Origin of the sequence: uncultured Paracoccus sp. (genome assembly GCF_945915435.1) — a bacterium.
GTDB lineage: Bacteria > Pseudomonadota > Alphaproteobacteria > Rhodobacterales > Rhodobacteraceae > Paracoccus.
Genome location: NZ_CAMEFG010000042.1, coordinates 1 through 16,885, shown reverse-complemented (window position 1 = coordinate 16,885; position 16,885 = coordinate 1). Strand labels below are relative to the sequence as shown.

Sequence of the window (16,885 nt, the reverse complement as noted above, 5' to 3'; positions counted from 1 at the left end):
CGCAGGGCGATGCGCTTCGCGAGCTATTCACCCGCCTGCCGGGAAGGCCATGAATGCGGTGAATTGCCGGAGCAGGGGCAGGTCGATACCTTGTTGCCGATATGCCGACAGACGAACGCACCGACGTCTCCTGACAAGGCCCGCTTGCTGAAGGGATAGGCCCTGCGAGAAAGCTGCGATCCATGCGCGGCGTGCCGGATAGCCCTCAGATCGCGGCGCGGCTTTCGACCACGTCGAAGGGAATCGCGGGTTCGTCCTTGGCGCAGCGGATCACCAGGCTGGTCTTGACCGAAGCGACGTTTTCCGCCGAGGTCAGCCCCTCGGTCAGGAAACGCTGGAAGGTCGGCAGATCGGGCGAGACGCATTTCAAGATGAAGTCGATCTCGCCGTTCAGCATGTGGCATTCGCGCACCAGCGGCCAGTTGCGCGCCTGTTCCTCGAATGCGGAAAGGTCGCGTTCGGACTGGCTTTTCAGGCGGACCATCGCGAAAACCTGAACCTCGAATCCCAATTCGCGCGGGTCGATATCGGCGTGATAGCCACGGATGAAGCCCGATTCCTCCAGCGCGCGGACGCGGCGCAGGCAGGGCGGGGCGGAGATGCCGACGCGCCGGGCCAGTTCGACATTGGTCATCCGCCCGTCCGCCTGCAACTCGGCCAGGATCTTGCGGTCTATATCGTCAAGTCTGGCTGCGCTCATTTTTCCTCGATGCCCTGCCGGATGGCCGATTTTTTGCGGAAACTACGCTGTTGGTCCGCAATGCACAACATTCTTTCTTGCAGAAGGTTTCAGTTCGACGTCCGGTTACGCGGCGATGGGGCGATATTGCAAGCCGGGCGGCGGGTGTTTACCTGTCAGGGCAAGGCGCGGACCCGCGCCAATTCCTGATCGTTCAAGGGGAACCGCCATGTCCGACACCTCAACCCCCGCGCATAGCCGCCTGCTGATCGTCGGCTCGGGACCGGCTGGCTATACCGCCGCCGTCTACGCCGCCCGCGCCATGCTGGAGCCGGTCCTGATCCAGGGGATGCAGCCGGGCGGGCAGTTGACCATCACCACCGAGGTCGAGAACTGGCCCGGCGCGACCGAGATCCAGGGTCCCGACCTGATGGTCAACATGGAGGCCCACGCCCGCGCGATGGGCACGCTGATCGTGACCGATACCGTCACGCGGCTGGACCTGGGCACGCGGCCCTTCGTCGCACACTTGGACAGCGGCGCGACGATCACCGCCGATGCGGTCGTGCTGGCGACGGGTGCGCAAGCGCGCTGGCTGGGCCTGCCGTCCGAGGAGAAGTTCAAGGGCTTCGGCGTCTCGGCCTGTGCCACCTGCGACGGGTTCTTTTATCGCGGCAAGGAGGTCGCGGTGATCGGCGGCGGCAATACGGCGGTGGAAGAGGCGCTGTATCTGACCAATTTCGCCAGCAAGGTCACGCTGATCCACCGCCGCGACAGCCTGCGCGCCGAAAAGATCCTGCAAGCCCGCCTGCTGCGCCATCCCAAGGTCGAAGTGATCTGGGACCATGCGCTGGACGAGGTTCTGGGCACCGAAAACCCCAACAATGTGACCGGGGTGCGCCTGCGCGACGTCAAGACCGGCCAGACGCGCGATCTGGATGTCGCGGGCGTTTTCGTCGCCATCGGCCATGCGCCCGCAAGCGAGCTGGTCAAGGACCAGCTTGAGCTGCACAACGGCGGTTATGTCAGGGTCGAGCCGGGTTCGACCCGCACCTCGGTCCCCGGCGTCTTTGCGGCGGGCGACCTGACCGACCATATCTATCGCCAGGCCGTGACCAGTGCCGGGATGGGCTGCATGGCGGCGCTGGATGCCGAGCGCTGGCTGGCCGAACACGACCAGGCGGGCCAGCCCGATCCGTCCTCGGCGCAGGAACCGGCCGAGACTGTGGCCTGAAGGCCCGGACCGGCAGCGAAAACCCGCAAGCCGGTTCCGCCGATGTTGAATGTCGCGGGCCGGACCGATAAGGGCCTGCCCTATGCCGTTTGCGGTATTCAACCGATATTGCGCCGCCCGCGGTGCCATGTCGCAAACACCGAGCCGAGTAAGTTTTATGACCCAGCCTAACCTTATACCGATTCCCGAGCTTTATGTTTCCCCCGAGGCGGCGCAGCGCCTGAAGGTCGAGGCCGGCGAGATGCCGTCCTGGGACCTGACCCCCCGGCAGCTTTGCGATCTTGAACTGCTGATGAACGGCGGCTTTCATCCCCTCAAGGGCTTTCTGACCCAAGCCGATTACGACTCGGTCGTGGACAACATGCGCCTGACGACGGGCGATCTGTGGCCGATGCCGGTCACGCTGGACGTGGGCGAAGGCTTCGCCGAAAAGGTCGAGCCGGGCACCGACATCGCCCTGCGCGATCCCGAGGGCGTGATCCTGGCGATCATGTCGGTCACCGACAAATGGGTGCCGAACAAGCAGCACGAGGCCGAAAAGGTCTTTGGCGCCGACGATCTGGCGCATCCGGCGGTGAACTACCTGCACAACACCGCGGGCCCGGTCTACCTGGGCGGCCCGATCACCGGGTTGCAGGCGCCGACGCATTACGATTTCAAGGCCCGCCGCGATACCCCGAACGAATTGCGCGCCTATTTCCGCAAGCTGGGCTGGCGCCGCATCGTCGCCTTCCAGACCCGCAACCCGCTACACCGCGCCCACCAGGAACTGACCTTCCGCGCCGCGCGCGAGGCGCAGGCCAACCTGCTGATCCACCCCGTCGTCGGCATGACCAAGCCGGGCGATGTCGATCACTTCACCCGCGTGCGCTGCTACGAGGCGGTGCTGGACAAATACCCCGCCGCGACCACCCACCTGTCGCTGCTGAACCTTGCCATGCGCATGGCCGGTCCGCGCGAAGCCGTCTGGCACGGGATCATCCGCCGCAACCACGGCATGACCCACATGATCGTCGGCCGCGACCACGCCGGGCCCGGCAAGAACAGCGCGGGGCAGGATTTCTACGGTCCCTATGACGCGCAGGAACTGTTCCGCAAGCATCAGGACGAAATCGGCATCGAAATGGTCGATTTCAAGCAGATGGTCTATGTGCAGGAGCGTGCCCAATACGAACCCCGCGACGAAGTCGAAGAGGGTGCGACCATCCTCGATATCTCGGGCACCGAACTGCGCCGCCGCCTGCGCGAAGGGCTTGAGATCCCCGAGTGGTTCAGCTTCCCCGAGGTGGTGACGCAGCTTCGCCGCACCTCGCCCCCCCGCGACAGGCAGGGCTTCACCGTCTTTTTCACCGGCCTGTCGGGTTCGGGCAAATCGACCATCGCCAACGCGCTGATGGTCAAGCTGATGGAGATGGGCGGGCGTCCCGTGACGCTGCTGGACGGCGACGTGGTGCGCAAGCACTTGTCCAGCGAACTGGGCTTTTCCAAGGAACACCGCGACATCAACATCAAGCGCATCGGCTATGTCGCGTCCGAGATCACCAAGAACGGCGGCATCGCCATTTGTGCGCCCATCGCGCCCTATACCGCGACCCGCCGCGCCGTGCGCGAGATGATCGAGCAATACGGCGCCTTCCTTGAGGTCCACGTCGCGACCAGCCTTGAAGAATGCGAGCGCCGGGACCGCAAGGGCCTGTACAAGCTGGCCCGCGAAGGCAAGATCAAGGAGTTCACGGGCATCTCGGACCCCTATGAGGAACCCGCGAATCCCGAACTGCGCATCCAGACCGAAGGTTTCGACGTCGATCACGCCGCCCATCAGGTCCTGCTGAAGCTGGAACAGATGGGGCTGATCGGCATGAAATAAGCCGTTCCGCACCGGGAAAAGGGCCGCCATCCTTGCGATGCGCGGCCCTTTTTCTTGTCGTGCAAGGGGATTGCGAATCATAAGGTGGCTAACTATAAGCTGGCTTATGAATATCGAGGCAAAACATCGCGCGCTTGTGGACGAAGCGGCAAGGCAGGGCCGAAAGGACGGGCAGGACATCGCGCTGTGCTTTCAGATCCTGTCCCTTGCCGATGCGATCGACCGCGATTGCGCCAGCCGCCTTGCGCCCTGGCACCTGTCGGAAAGCAGGTTCGTCCTGCTTTTCCTGCTGCACGGCCAGCCCGAGGGGCTTTCCCCCCATGAACTGGCCGAGCGGGCAGGGGTGACGCGCGCCACGATCACCGGCCTTCTGGATGGGATGGAGCGTGACGGCTTTCTGCGCCGCCAGGGCGACCCGCAGGACCGCCGCAAGCTGAGGGTGCGATTGACCGCCAAGGGGTGCGAAACCGGCGCGGCGCTTTTCGACGGCCATATGCGCTGGATCGCCTCGCTTCTGGCGGGGCTTGGCACGGACGACCGCCGCGAGCTTGGCCGCCTGTTGGGGATGGTCTGGCAAAACACCGATCAGGCAACCGAAAAGGATCGGACATGACCCATTATCTGTGCGAACTCTATACGCCGAAACCCGCATGGTTGGCGCTTGGTCCCGATGCGCGGCGGCAGTTCTTCGACAGGATCGGCGCAGGCATGGCGGGACTGACCGAAGCCGGGATCGAGGCGGTCGCCCTTGGTCCCAACGATCCGGCCATGACGCATGGCACGGCGCATGGCTTCTTCGCGATCTGGCGCTGCCCGGATGCGGCTGCGCTGAATGCGCTGGTCGCCGGCATCGCGGCGACGGGCTGGCACGACTATTTCGATACAGTGAACGCAGGGGGCAAGGGCGGGGACCTGCCCGCCCATCTTGCCCAGCTTGCCGGGGCGTGACGGCCCCGGCACGGCGCGCTAATGGACGCTGACCGGCGAAAGCTCGTTCTGGCGGGCCAGCATGAAGGCCAGGCCGCGGTCCTTGACCAGGGCCAGCCGCTCACCCGCCGCGTCATGCACGGCGTAAAGCGAATCGACCCCCTGCACCTGGTCGCGCACCTCTTGCGGCAGGGTGCTGACCGCGACGCGGCGGATATAGACGGTGTTCTGACCCATGTCAGGGCCGAAGTCGTATTTCGTATTCATTGCGATCCCCTTTCTGAGCGGCTGATCGGAATTGTCTGGACGATGCTGTCGGGGGCCGAGCGGCGCAGGTCGATGTTCAGCAGGCCGTTTTCCAGTTCTGCCGCGACGACCTCGACCCCGTCGGCCAGCACGAAGCTGCGCTGGAATGCGCGCGCGGCGATGCCCCGATGCAGGAACACGCGCGAATCGTCGGTCTCGGCCTGCTTGCCCCGGACGACCAACTGGCGTTCTTCCAGCGTGATGGTCAGGTCGTTCTCGGAAAAGCCGGCGACGGCCAGCGTGATGCGAAAGCCGTTCGCGCCGACATGTTCGATATTGTAGGGTGGATAGCCCTCGGCGCCCTTGGCCGCGCGTTCGGCAAGGCGTTCAAGCTGGTCGAACCCCAGCAGGAAGGGATGCGCGGCCAGGCTGATCTTCGTCATTTCTTCCAAGTCCTTTTCAGCAAAGCGACTGTTGATGCGGGCCCCTTTCGTGGCAACCCGTGTCTGGAAATATGTGGATGCTGGTGCGATTGCGCAAGATGTGCTTGAGTTGTCGGCACATTCGATCCAAACCCTTGGCAGTTTCGTCCAGCCCCCAGGCCAGAACATGAACCACGGCAATTCCATGACCCCGCAACAGATCGCCCGCGCCCGGATCGAGGGGCTGAAGCGCGAACACCGCGATCTGGACGAGGCGATCGCGGCGCTGACCGGGCAAAGCCTGACCTCGTCGCTGACCTTGCAGCGGCTCAAGAAGCAAAAGCTGGCGCTGAAGGACCAGATCGCGCGGCTGGAGGACGAACTGACCCCCGACATCATCGCGTGATTGCACGGCAGGCCGCCGCGGGCTATGCGCGGGGGGCGTCACAAAACGAGGGAACAGATGGCCATTTCCGTCGGAATCATCATGGGCAGCCAGTCCGACTGGCCGACCATGCGCGAGGCAGCCGCCATTCTGGATGAACTGGGCATCGCCTGCGAATCGCGTATCGTCAGCGCCCATCGCACCCCGGACCGGCTGTGGGAATACGGCAGGACGGCGGTGGACCGCGGGCTGAAGGTGATCATCGCAGGCGCGGGCGGGGCCGCGCATCTGCCCGGCATGATGGCGTCCAAGACCCGCGTGCCGGTAATCGGCGTGCCGATCCAGACCCGCGCCTTGTCCGGCGTCGATTCGCTCTATTCCATCCTGCAAATGCCCAAGGGCTTTCCGGTCGCGACAATGGCCATCGGCTCGGCGGGCGCGGCCAATGCCGGGCTGATGGCGGCGGGCATCCTTGCGATTTCCGACCCCGACCTGGCGGCGCGTCTGGACGCCTGGCGCCAGGCCCTGTCCGATTCCATCCCCGAGGTGCCGCGCGATGAATGAACCCCTTGCCCCCGGTGCGGTGATCGGCATCCTTGGCGGCGGCCAGCTTGGCCGGATGCTGTCGGTCGCCGCAAGCCGCCTTGGCTATCGCGCCCATGTCTATGAACCCGGCGCCGCCCCGGCGGGCGATGTCGCCCATTCCCTGACGAATGCGCCCTATGAGGACGAGGCCGCCCTGCGCGCCTTCGCCGCATCCGTCGATGTCGTGACCTATGAATTCGAGAACGTCCCGACTTCGGCGCTGGACCTGATCGAGAGCTTGCGCCCCATCCGCCCCAACCGCCGCGCGCTTGCGGTCTCGCAGGACCGCATGACGGAAAAGGAGTTTCTCAACGGCATCGGCCTGGCGACCGCCCCCTGGCGCAACGTGGAAACCGAGGCCGACCTGCCCGGCGCAATCGCCGAGATCGGCCGCCCCTCGATCCTCAAGACCCGGCGGCTGGGTTACGACGGCAAGGGACAGGTGCGCATCGGCGAGGGGCCGGCGGAGTGGACCGGCGCGCCCTCGGTGCTTGAGGGTTTCGTCGATTTTTCGGCTGAAATCAGCGTGATCGTCGCGCGCGGTGCGGATGGCCAGGTCGCGGCCTTCGATCCGGGGCTGAACGTCCATCAGGGCGGCATCCTGCGCAGGACCACGGTGCCAAGCGACCAGCCCGGCGCCATCCTGACCGATGCCGTCCTGCTGGCCGCGCGCATCGTCAACGCGCTGGATTACGTCGGCGTCATGGGGGTCGAACTGTTCGTGACGCGGCAGGGCCTGATCGTGAACGAGATCGCGCCGCGCGTCCACAACTCGGGCCACTGGACGCAGGCCGGTTGTGCGGTCGACCAGTTCGAGCAGCATATCCGCGCCGTCGCGGGCCTGCCGCTTGGCGACGGGCAGCGTTACGCCGACGTGCGGATGGAAAACCTGATCGGCGATGACATCGACCGGCTGCCCGAATTGCTGCGCGCCCCCCGGACGCAGGTGCATCTATATGGCAAGGCCGAGGCGCGTCCGGGCCGCAAGATGGGTCACGTCAACATCGTCCTCTGACCCAACGCGGCGTGCAGGCGGGCGAATTCGTCCCGTGCGGGCAGGCCGAGGCGCAGCCAGCGCGGGTTGTAGGGGAAGGTCCTGCTCCAGATATGGTTGCTGGCAAGGCGTTCCTGCATCTGCGCCGCGCCGGGCAGATCGTAGAGGCGGAACAGGTGCGTTCCGCCGACCAGCCGCGCGCCTGCCTTGCCAAGGGTCTGGTCCAGGTGCAGCGCGGCCTCGGCCAGCCATGTGATGGTGGCGCGGGTCCAGGCGGTATCGGCCAACGCCGCCGTTCCGATCTGGATCGCGGGGCCGGAAAGCGGCCAGGGACCGGCGCGCTCGGCCAGTTGGCGGGCGACGGGGGGCTGGGCGATGACGAAACCCAGCCTCAGCCCGGCAAGGCCCCAGAACTTGCCGAAGGACCGCAGAACCGTCGCATTTTCGGGCAGCACCTCCGCCACCGACAGGTCGGGGCGCGGATCGGCAAAGCTTTCGTCCACGATCAGGTGGCCGACACGGCTGGCCAGCGCCCGGATCTTATCCGGTGTCCAGTTGCGCCCGTCGGGGTTGTTGGGGTTTACGATCACCGCCAGACCGGCGCCGTGCAGCGCGTCGATAGTGCGGGGTTCATCGACCCGCCAGCCCGCCGCGCGCAGGCTGGCGGCATGTTCGTTATAGGTCGGCGACAGCACGGCGGCACGTCCGCGCGGCAGGACATGCGGCAGAAGCTGGATCGCGGCCGAGGCCCCCGCGACCGGCAGGACCAGCGCCGGATTGCAGCCGAACCAGCCCGCCGCCGCCTGCCGCAGCCGGGTCAGGTCGGCGGCTGTCGGCAGCGCGTGCAGGGCGTGGCCTGACAGCGGCCCGGCGGGCCAGGGCGTGCGGTTGATCCCGGTCGAAAGGTCGATCCAGTCGCCCGCGCCGAAGCGCGCGCGCGCCCTGTCGATATCGCCGCCGTGATCGCGCATGCCTGCCCCCCCGCCTTTCGCCCCGCCCGTGAAACGATGCGCTTGGCGAAAGGTCAACCCACCTTGCCCGCGCATGATGCGGATGCAGAAAGTTGTGGATGATACCAACTGTCACTTAAAATTGCCTTTACTCTTGTCGGGATCAGGCACACGATATCTTGTATGGAGAAGAAGCGTGAACCGCCGGTGGTAGTCTCGCCTACCACAGATTGAGGTCAGCAGCCGCCGGGGCGATCCGGCGCAAGTCAGCAAGGGGCAGTCATGGCGCAGCCTGAGCATTACATCCACAGCGATGAAATTCACCCGATCGACATCGTCGAGACCGTCGCCACCCATCACGAATGGGAATTCGACCGGCTGGCCGATGACCAGATCGCGATGGCCGTCGAAGGGCAATGGCGCAGCTATTCGATCACGCTGGCATGGTCGGCGCGCGACGAGGTGCTGCGGCTGGTCTGCACCTTCGACATGGACCCTCCTGCTGCGCGGCTGCCCGCGCTTTACGAATTGCTGAACCTGGTGAACGATCAGGTCTGGGACGGCGGCTTTACCTATTGGGCCGAACAGCGCCTGATGGTCTGGCGCTACGGCCTTGTCCTGAATGGCGAATCCCTGGCCTCGCCCGAGCAGATCGACCAGATGATCCGCACCGCCATCGGCGGCTGCGAACGGTTTTATCCGTCCTTCCAACTGGCGTGCTGGGGCGATACCGAACCCGCCGCCGCGCTGGACATTGCCCTGGCCGAAGCCTACGGAAGGGCCTAGAGGCAACGGGAATCCAGGGGGACAGGGGATGGAGCTTGCGGCGCTGAACGATCGCGGAATCGTGCTGGTCGGTTGTGGAAACATGGGCGGCGCGCTGCTGCAAGGCTGGCTGGATCGCGGCTTGCAGCCCGAATGCGCGGGCGTGATCGACCCCAACCCCCGGCAGGATTTCGTCGGCCGCGGGGTGCGCTTCAACGACGATCTGCCCGTTGATCCCGCCGTGCTGGTGATCGCGGTCAAGCCGCAGATGATGGAAAACGTCCTGCCGGTGCTGCAAGCCTACGACCGGGGCGATACGCTGGTCGTCTCGGTTGCCGCGGGCGTCACCATCGCCGATTACGAACGCGCCTTTCCCAATGCGCCGGTGGTGCGCGCGATGCCGAACACGCCCGCGGCCATCGGGCAGGGGATTTCGGCCATCGTCGGAAATGCCAAGGCCGGGCCTGCGCAGATGGACCTGGCCGCGCAGTTGATGGGCGCGGTCGGCGCCGTCGTCCGCCTGCAGGCCGAGGACCAGATCGACGCCGTGACCGCCGTTTCGGGGTCCGGTCCGGCCTATGTCTTTCACATGATCGAGGCGCTGGCCGCCGCCGCCGAGGCCGAGGGCCTGCCCGCCGACATGGCGCTGCAACTGGCCCGCGCGACCGTGGCGGGTGCGGGCGCGCTGGCCGTTGCCCGCGACGATCACCCGTCGGAACTGCGCCGTCAGGTGACCTCGCCCGCAGGCACGACCGAGGCCGGGCTGCGCCAGTTGATGGACGAAGCCGACGGCCTGCCGCCGCTGATGCGCCGCACCGTCGCCGCCGCCGCCGAACGGGGGCGCGAGTTGGGGCGCAAATCGTGATCTCTTACGACGACTTCGCCGCCGTCGATATCCGCGTCGGGCGCATCCTTCGGGCCGAGCCGTTCGCGCAGGCGCGCAAGCCCGCCTTCAAGCTGTGGATCGACTTCGGCCCGCAGATCGGGGAACGCAAAAGCTCGGCCCAGATCACGCGGCATTATACCATCGAATCGCTGATCGGGCGGCAGGTGCTGGCGGTGGTGAACTTCCCGCCGCGCCAGATCGGGCCGTTCATGTCCGAAGTGCTGGTCCTGGGCGCCCCCGACGCGGATGGCGAGGTCGTTTTGCTGGCCCCCGATCATGATGTTCCACTGGGCGGAAGGATGTATTGATGAAACTGCTTGTCACCCGGCGCATGACGCAGGCGGCCGAAAGCCTGATCTCGGCCCGATTCGACGCGACCTTCCTGCCCGATTCGCCGGGCCTGTCCCCGGCTGATGCGGCGCGGGCGCTGATGGATTACGACCTGGTCATGCCGACGCTTGGCGATGGTTTCGACAAGGCCGCCTTTGCGCAACAGGGGATCCGCTGCAAGCTGCTGGCGAATTTCGGCGCGGGCTTCAACCATATCGACATCGAGGCCGCCCGCGCCGCCGGGGTTGCGGTGACGAATACGCCCGAGGTCGTCACCAACTCGACCGCCGATATCGCGATGACCCTGCTTCTGATGACCGCCCGCCGCGCGGGCGAGGGTGAAAGGCTGGTCCGCGCCGGAAAGTGGGAAGGCTGGCAGCCCACGCAGCTTCTGGGCACCCATGTCAGCGGCAAGACGGTCGGCATCATCGGCATGGGCCGGATCGGCAAGGCCATCGCGCGGCGCTGCCATTTCGGTTTCGACATGCGGGTGGTGTTCTACAACCGCTCGGCCGTCAGCGCGCTGGACTTCCCGGCCGAGCAGATCCCCGACCTGCATGACATGCTGTCGCAATGCAATTTCGCGGTCGTCGCGGTTCCCGGCGGCGCTGGCACCCGCCACCTGATCGGCGCGACCGAGCTGGAGCGGCTGGGGCGCGCGGGCCATATCGTCAACATCGCGCGCGGCGATGTGGTGGACGAGGCCGCGCTGATCCACGCGCTGGAACGCGGGGCGATCGCCGGGGCGGGGCTGGACGTCTATGAACGCGAGCCTGTCGTGCCCGACGCGCTCAAGGCCCTGCCCAACGTCACCCTGCTGCCCCATCTTGGCACCGCGACCGAAGAATCGCGCACCGCGATGGCCAGCCGTGCGCTGGACAACCTGATCGCCTTTGCCGAGGGCCGGAACCTGCCCGACCGCGTTGCCTGAGCCGGTTCCGTCGGAACCTTGCCGCGCCCGCTGACGTTGAACCTGCGAATGTCAACGAACCAGAGGATGATTCGATGAACTGGGATATTATCGAAGGCAAATGGGAACAGGTCAAAGGCTCGGTCAAGGAAAAATGGGGCGACCTGACGGATGACGACCTGACCCAGATTGCTGGCAAGAAGGACAAGCTGGCCGGCAAGCTGCAAGAGAAATACGGCTGGACCAAGGAAGAGGTGGAAAGAAACCTCGACGATTTCGCCCGCCGTCACGAACCCTGAACGGCTTGGCCCCCTATGGCCGCGAAAGGCACCCGCAAGGGTGCCTTTTTTCATATTGGCGGCGCCTATTCGGCGGCGACCGGCAGGGCGGCGAATTCCGCCTTGGCGCGGCGGAAGCGTTCCAATGCTCCGCCGGTGATCCAGACCAGTTGCCCGGCGCGGATCGTCGCCTCGATGGCAAGGGTGGCGCGGTTGACGATCACCAGGTCGGCGCGCCGCCCGTAATCCAGCGTGCCGCGGTCGGCCAGCCCCATGATCCGGGCCGGGTTGGTGGAAACCAGCGGCCAGAAACGGGGAAGGCCGGCCAGTTCGGGACCGCAAAGCCCCAGGATGCGCTGGCAAAGCGCATCCGGCCTGCCGCGCGACACCATCGCTGTGCAGAGATCCGCGCGCAGGATGTCGCGGGCCAGCCCGCTGTCCTCGGGCGAAAGCAGGACGGGGCTGCCCGCGGCGCTGCCCGCGGCGGCGGCGGCGAAGCTGGCAGGACAGGCGGCGATGCGGGCGCCGATCATCGAATATGTCTCGCGTATGTCGCCGCGCGGGTCGTCCAGACTGCCGTAGAGGATGCCCATTGCATCCATCCGCTCGGCCAGGCTGCAGAGGTGGCGGGGCAGGGCGCGGCGGGTTTCGGCGTCGTGATCGAGCAGCGCGCCAAGCCTGCCGCCGTCCAGCCCGATCCGCGCCGCGCTTTCGCCAAAGCGCAAGGGATCGCCGGCGCGTATTGCCGCCAGCGTCTCGTGCCGGTTCTGGAAATAGACCAGCGGCGGGCGGTGGCGGGCCAGCAATTGCAGGATCGCGGCGGTCTGGTCGCTGCGCGAGACCTCGATCCGCAGGGCGGGGCGTATGTCGACGGGGCCCGTGCTGGAGGCGGTGGCGGCCAGCAGCCCTGCGGCATGGGCGGGGTCCTCGACGCTGCCGGGCCAGCCGAAGGGGGCCGCGGCCCAGCAGGTGGTGATGCCCGCCGCCGCCGCGCGCGACCCCGCCAGATGGATACGCTGCGCCGGACAGCCGTGGCCGGGGGCGGGAATCTCGGCCAGCATGTCGATCAGGCCCGGCAGGATCAGGTAGCCGCTCAGATCGACAGCGGGCAGCGGGCCTTTCGCGATCCGGCCCCGGACGATGGCGACCGAGCGCTGGCGCAACTCGCCTTCGCGCAGGATGGTTGCGCCGGTCAGGCGCAAGGGGGGAAGCAGACGCATCATGGGTTTGTCCCGGCCTTTGGGGGTGCCGCCGATCATGCCTGCGGCTTGTGAAACATGGGTGACAGGCGGATGATCGCCGCACGGGACTTGTGCGCCCCAATGGGCGGGCATATCAGATGGGGCCAGATCGATTCCCCTGACAGGACCGCCATGAAATCCGTTCTTTCCTATATGAAATGGCCGCTGATCGTGACGGTCGCGGGTCTGGTGCTGGCCGGTTTCGTCGGCTGGGAATATGAGCGCAACCTTAGCGGCGTGCTGACCTTCCTGTTCATCGCGGCGGTGCTTGCGGTGCTGGAAATCTCGCTCAGCTTCGACAATTCCATCGTGAATGCGCAGAAGTTGCGGACCATGACGCCGGTCTGGCAGCATCGCTTCCTGACCTGGGGGATCGTGATCGCCGTTTTCGGCATGCGGATCGTCTTTCCGCTGCTGATCGTCGTGATCGCCGCCCACGTCAACCCGTGGGAGGCCGTGGTGCTGGCCGCCAGCCGTCCCGACGAATATTCGCGCATCATCCATGACGCCCACCTGCCCATCGCGGCCTTTGGCGGATCGTTCCTGATGCTGGTCGCGCTGCGCTTTTTCCTGGATCAGGACAAGGCGGTGGACTGGGTGCCGGGGGTCGAGACCGCCTTTCGCTGGCTTGGCGCGATTTCGGGCATTGCCGTGGGCGTCGTGCTGATCGCGGTCCTGGTGGTCATCCAGTTCCTGCCTGCCGAGGATGGGCTGGTTTTCATCAGTTCGGCCATCTGGGGGATCGTGACCTATCTGCTGGTCGATGCGCTGGGCCATGTGCTGGACAGGTGGAACGAAAGCACCTCGACCAGCGACGTGGCGCGCTCGGGACTGGGCGGATTTCTCTACCTTGAGGTGCTGGACGCCTCCTTCAGCTTCGACGGGGTGATCGGGGCCTTCGCGCTGACCCACAACCTGTTCCTGATCGCCATCGGGCTTGGCGTGGGGGCGATGTTCGTGCGCTCGATGACGATCATGCTGGTCGAAAAGGGCACGCTGGCGCAGTTCCGCTATCTGGAACACGGGGCTTTCTGGTCGGTGCTGGTGCTGTCGGTCATCATGTTCATCCAGACCCTGCACCATGTCCCCGAGGCCGTGACCGGCCTTCTGGGCGCCAGCTTCATCGGCGTTGCGCTGGTCAACTCGATCCTCTGGCGCAAGCGGCATCCGGGGCTGGTGCCCCATCAGCACTGAACCGCCCGGTTCGACTCAGACCGTCGAAGACAGGGTCAGCGGGGCGGTGGCGCGTTCCAGCCAGGCGCGTGTTTCATCATCGTCCAGCAGCGGCGACAGGCTGCCCTGCACCCGGCGGTGATAATCGTCCAGCCAGCCGATTTCGGCCAACGTCAGCAGCGTTCCGTCCACCAGCCGGGTGTCGATGGGCACCAGCGTCAGCGTCTCGAACCCCAGCATGTCGCGCCCGTCGGGGCTATCGGCGGGGATGACGGCCAGCAGGTTCTCGATCCTGATGCCAAAGGCGCCCTCGCGGTAATAGCCCGGCTCGTTCGACAGGATCATGCCGGGCTGCAAGGGGGTGTCGGACAGGCGCGAGATCCGCGCGGGGCCTTCATGCACGCAAAGCGCCGCGCCGACGCCGTGGCCGGTCCCGTGGTCGAAATCCAGCCCCGCCGTCCACAAGGGCGCGCGGGCCACCGCGTCGATATGGCTGCCCGCCACCCCGCGCGGAAAGCGCAGGCGGGAAAGCTGGATCATCCCCCGCAGCACCAGCGTATAAGGCAAGGCACGGTCGCCGGGCGGGCTGCCGATGGGAATGGTGCGCGTGATGTCGGTGGTGCCGTCGCGGTATTGCCCGCCCGAATCCAGCAGCAGCAGGTCCCCGTCCCGGACCGGGCGGTTCGAGTTCTCATCGACCCGGTAATGGGTGATCGCCCCGTTCGGCCCGGTGGCGCTGATCGTGTCGAAGCTGATGTCATGGGCACCCTGCGCGCGGCGCAGCCCTTCCAGCTTGCGCACGACCGCGATTTCGTCCAGCGCGCCCACCGGCTGCGCATCCAGCCAGGCCAGCAGTTGGACCATCGCAACGGCGTCGCGCAGATGGGCGGCGCGCATGCCCGCGATCTCGGCGCCGTTCTTGATGGCCTTGGGCAGGATCACGGGGTCGGGGGCCTCGGCGATGGGGGTGCCGCTTTCCTCGACCAGCGCAAAGATCGCCTCGGGGGCGGTCGCGGGGTCCAGGCGGACGGGGCCGGGCAGGGCGCGCAGGGCGGCGGGCAGGTCTGCCTCGGGCAGGATCGCGATATCCAGCGCGGCGCGCAGATCGGGACCGAACTTGCCGGGGTCGGTGAACAGCCGGACCGCGCCTTTGTCACCCACGATGGCAAAGCCCTGCACGACCGGGTTGCGCGGCAGGTCCATCCCGCGGATGTTCAGCAGCCAGGCGATGGAATCGGCCAGCGTCAGGACGGTTGCGGCTTGCCCCGCGCGGGACAGTTCAGCCGCCAGATCGGCGCGTTTCTGCGCCGCCGTGCGCCCGGCCAGCGCATCGTCATGCAGCCGCACCGGGCCGGGACTGGGTGCGGGGCGGTCGGTCCAGACCAGATCGACCAGGTTTTCCGAAGGCGTCAGCGTGATCCCGCTTCCTTCCAGCGCCTTGCCGATCTGGCGCAACTGCTGGCGCGTCATCAGCCAGGGGTCGTAAGCCGCGCGCCCGCCATTCGGCAGGGCTTCGCGCAGCCATGCTGCCAGCGAGGTTTCGGGCCAGTCGACGGGGGTGAAATGGGTCAGGTCGACCTCGGCCTTGACCTGCACGCGATAGCGCCCGTCGACGAAGACCCCCGCCCGGTCCTGGGTGACGATGGCATGGCCCGCGCTGCCCGAAAACCCCGTCAGCCAGCGCAACCGCGCGTCGCGGTCGGTGACATATTCGCCCTGATGCGCATCCGCGCGGGGAACGAGAAAGGCGTCGAAGCCGCGCGCCTGCATCTGCGCGCGCAATGCGGCCAGACGGGGCGGGCCGTCCTGCGGGCGGGACTGAACGGTGAAACCTTGCAATGCGTCGTCGGCCATCTGGGCACCTCCGGCGGGGACTATCCGTCGCCGGGCCGGTGCTGTCCAGAGCCTAACCGAGACGCCGCATGACCCCGCCAAGCGCCCGCGCGCGCTTGCGCGGGTCCGATTCGAACAGGGCGGCAAGCTGTTCGGTCATGGCGCCGGCAAGCTGTTCGACATCGGTGATCGTGACCGCGCGTTCGTAGTAGCGCGTCACGTCATGGCCGATGCCGATCGCCAGCAACTCGACCTGGCGGCGCTTTTCGACCATCGCGATCACGTCGCGCAGGTGACGTTCCAGATAGTTCGCCGGATTGACCGACAGGGTTGAATCGTCCACCGGCGCCCCGTCCGAGATCACCATCAGGATCTTGCGCGCCTCGTGCCGCCGGACCATGCGGCGATGCGCCCATTCCAGCGCCTCGCCGTCGATGTTTTCCTTCAGCAGCCCTTCCTTCATCATCAGCCCAAGGTTCGGACGCGCCCGGCGCCAGGGCGCATCGGCCCCCTTGTAGATGATGTGGCGCAGGTCGTTGAGCCTGCCGGGACCGGCGGGGCGCCCCGCCGCCAGCCATTGCTCGCGGCTTTGCCCGCCTTTCCAGGCGCGGGTGGTGAAGCCCAGGATCTCGACCTTGACCTGGCAGCGTTCCAGCGTGCGCGCCAGCACGTCGGCGCAAATCGCGGCAATCGAGATCGGACGGCCCCGCATGGACCCCGAGTTGTCGATCAGCAGCGTCACCACGGTGTCGCGGAATTCGGTGTCCTTCTCGACCTTGAAGGACAGGGGCGTCGTCGGATTGGCGACCACGCGGGCAAGGCGCCCGGCGTCCAGAACGCCCTCTTCCTTGTCGAATTCCCAACTGCGGTTCTGCTGGGCCTGAAGGCGGCGTTGCAGCTTGTTGGCAAGGCGGCTGACCGCGCCCCGCAGGGGTTCGAGCTGCTTGTCCAGATAGGCGCGCAGCCGTTCCAGCTCGGCGGTGTCGGCCAGTTCCTCGGCCAGGATTTCCTCGTCATAGGCCTGGGTAAAGACCTTGTAATCGGCGCTGGCCTCGCTGACCGGCGGGGGCAGGTCGGGCGGCGTGTCGGCGTCCGAGGCCTCGGCCTCGTCGACCATTTCCTCGTCGGACTGGTCGTCCATGCTGACCTGCGCCTGGCGTTCGTCCTGCTGCTGTTCCTG

At 66.6% G+C, this 16,885-nt stretch carries 19 protein-coding genes and 1 pseudogene; 13 read left to right on the top strand and 7 right to left on the bottom strand.

Annotated elements, in window-relative coordinates:
• Nucleotides 1-205 precede the first annotated feature (205 nt).
• Nucleotides 206-700: an Lrp/AsnC family transcriptional regulator gene (locus tag Q0O97_RS13520; RefSeq protein WP_294930238.1), complete on the bottom strand. Its 495-nt coding sequence runs from the start codon at nt 698-700 to the stop codon at nt 206-208.
• A gap of 208 nt (nt 701-908) precedes the next feature.
• On the opposite strand from Q0O97_RS13520, the gene trxB reads away from it, so the two are divergent.
• The 4 genes from trxB to Q0O97_RS13500 all read left to right on the top strand — a co-directional run bounded on the left by trxB (nt 909) and on the right by Q0O97_RS13500 (nt 4,728).
• Nucleotides 909-1,913: a thioredoxin-disulfide reductase gene (gene trxB / locus Q0O97_RS13515; RefSeq protein WP_294930235.1), complete on the top strand. Its 1,005-nt coding sequence runs from the start codon at nt 909-911 to the stop codon at nt 1,911-1,913.
• A gap of 157 nt (nt 1,914-2,070) precedes the next feature.
• Entirely contained in the window at nt 2,071-3,780 is a 1,710-nt protein-coding gene (locus tag Q0O97_RS13510; RefSeq protein WP_294930232.1) for a bifunctional sulfate adenylyltransferase/adenylylsulfate kinase, read from the top strand.
• 106 nt (nt 3,781-3,886) lie between these two features.
• Nucleotides 3,887-4,393, top strand: coding sequence for a MarR family transcriptional regulator (locus Q0O97_RS13505; RefSeq protein WP_294930230.1), 507 nt, complete (start codon nt 3,887-3,889; stop codon nt 4,391-4,393).
• Complete coding sequence (locus Q0O97_RS13500; protein ID WP_294930226.1) at nt 4,390-4,728, top strand: DUF6616 family protein; 339 nt, start codon at nt 4,390-4,392, stop codon at nt 4,726-4,728. The genes Q0O97_RS13505 and Q0O97_RS13500 overlap by 4 nt, the downstream gene beginning before the upstream one ends.
• Nucleotides 4,729-4,746: 18 nt before the next feature.
• Here the strand turns inward: Q0O97_RS13500 and Q0O97_RS13495 are convergent, their stop codons facing one another.
• Nucleotides 4,747-4,974, bottom strand: a complete 228-nt coding sequence (locus tag Q0O97_RS13495) for a DUF1150 family protein (RefSeq protein WP_294930223.1) — start codon at nt 4,972-4,974, stop codon at nt 4,747-4,749.
• Nucleotides 4,971-5,396, bottom strand: a complete 426-nt coding sequence (locus tag Q0O97_RS13490) for an Hsp20 family protein (protein WP_294930219.1) — start codon at nt 5,394-5,396, stop codon at nt 4,971-4,973. The genes Q0O97_RS13495 and Q0O97_RS13490 overlap by 4 nt, the downstream gene beginning before the upstream one ends.
• Nucleotides 5,397-5,562: 166 nt before the next feature.
• Between Q0O97_RS13490 and Q0O97_RS13485 the strand changes: the two genes are divergently transcribed.
• The 3 genes from Q0O97_RS13485 to Q0O97_RS13475 are packed head-to-tail and all read left to right on the top strand — an operon-like array spanning nt 5,563 to nt 7,360.
• The gene (locus Q0O97_RS13485; protein WP_294930283.1) at nt 5,563-5,781 is read left to right on the top strand and encodes a DUF465 domain-containing protein; all 219 of its coding nucleotides are present in this window, start codon (nt 5,563-5,565) and stop codon (nt 5,779-5,781) included.
• Nucleotides 5,782-5,838: 57 nt separating this feature from the next.
• Nucleotides 5,839-6,324, top strand: a complete 486-nt coding sequence (purE, locus tag Q0O97_RS13480) for a 5-(carboxyamino)imidazole ribonucleotide mutase (protein WP_294930216.1) — start codon at nt 5,839-5,841, stop codon at nt 6,322-6,324.
• Complete coding sequence (locus Q0O97_RS13475) at nt 6,317-7,360, top strand: 5-(carboxyamino)imidazole ribonucleotide synthase (protein ID WP_294930213.1); 1,044 nt, start codon at nt 6,317-6,319, stop codon at nt 7,358-7,360. Before purE ends, Q0O97_RS13475 begins: the two co-directional genes overlap by 8 nt.
• Here the strand turns inward: Q0O97_RS13475 and cobD are convergent.
• Nucleotides 7,339-8,310 (bottom strand): threonine-phosphate decarboxylase CobD, encoded by a 972-nt coding sequence (gene cobD / locus Q0O97_RS13470; RefSeq protein ID WP_294930210.1) that lies wholly within the window; start codon nt 8,308-8,310, stop codon nt 7,339-7,341. The two genes, Q0O97_RS13475 and cobD, sit on opposite strands and share 22 nt — an antisense overlap.
• A gap of 261 nt (nt 8,311-8,571) precedes the next feature.
• On the opposite strand from cobD, the gene Q0O97_RS13465 reads away from it, so the two are divergent.
• The 5 genes from Q0O97_RS13465 (at nt 8,572) to Q0O97_RS13445 (ending at nt 11,479) form a co-directional block, all read left to right on the top strand.
• Nucleotides 8,572-9,075 carry a YbjN domain-containing protein gene (locus Q0O97_RS13465; protein ID WP_294930207.1) on the top strand — a complete coding sequence of 168 codons (504 nt, stop codon included), beginning with the start codon at nt 8,572-8,574 and terminating at the stop codon, nt 9,073-9,075.
• Nucleotides 9,076-9,103: 28 nt separating this feature from the next.
• On the top strand, nt 9,104-9,919 hold the full coding sequence (proC, locus tag Q0O97_RS13460; RefSeq protein ID WP_294930204.1) for a pyrroline-5-carboxylate reductase: 816 nt from the start codon (nt 9,104-9,106) through the stop codon (nt 9,917-9,919).
• Complete coding sequence (locus Q0O97_RS13455; protein WP_294930201.1) at nt 9,916-10,248, top strand: tRNA-binding protein; 333 nt, start codon at nt 9,916-9,918, stop codon at nt 10,246-10,248. Before proC ends, Q0O97_RS13455 begins: the two co-directional genes overlap by 4 nt.
• On the top strand, nt 10,248-11,201 hold the full coding sequence (locus Q0O97_RS13450; RefSeq protein WP_294930198.1) for a D-glycerate dehydrogenase: 954 nt from the start codon (nt 10,248-10,250) through the stop codon (nt 11,199-11,201). Before Q0O97_RS13455 ends, Q0O97_RS13450 begins: the two co-directional genes overlap by 1 nt.
• 74 nt (nt 11,202-11,275) lie before the next feature.
• Nucleotides 11,276-11,479 (top strand): CsbD family protein, encoded by a 204-nt coding sequence (locus Q0O97_RS13445; protein WP_294930194.1) that lies wholly within the window; start codon nt 11,276-11,278, stop codon nt 11,477-11,479.
• Between the two features lie 65 nt (nt 11,480-11,544).
• Here the strand turns inward: Q0O97_RS13445 and Q0O97_RS13440 are convergent, their stop codons facing one another.
• Entirely contained in the window at nt 11,545-12,681 is a 1,137-nt protein-coding gene (locus Q0O97_RS13440) for an alkylphosphonate utilization protein (protein WP_294930191.1), read from the bottom strand.
• Between the two features lie 150 nt (nt 12,682-12,831).
• On the opposite strand from Q0O97_RS13440, the gene Q0O97_RS13435 reads away from it, so the two are divergent.
• On the top strand, nt 12,832-13,893 hold the full coding sequence (locus Q0O97_RS13435) for a DUF475 domain-containing protein (RefSeq protein WP_294930188.1): 1,062 nt from the start codon (nt 12,832-12,834) through the stop codon (nt 13,891-13,893).
• Between the two features lie 15 nt (nt 13,894-13,908).
• Here Q0O97_RS13435 and Q0O97_RS13430 read toward each other — a convergent pair whose 3' ends face one another.
• Together Q0O97_RS13430 and Q0O97_RS13425 are read right to left on the bottom strand one after the other, a co-directional pair.
• Complete coding sequence (locus Q0O97_RS13430) at nt 13,909-15,726, bottom strand: aminopeptidase P family protein (RefSeq protein WP_294930185.1); 1,818 nt, start codon at nt 15,724-15,726, stop codon at nt 13,909-13,911.
• A gap of 52 nt (nt 15,727-15,778) precedes the next feature.
• Nucleotides 15,779-16,885, bottom strand: a pseudogene (locus tag Q0O97_RS13425) (cobaltochelatase subunit CobT); the annotation flags it as partial.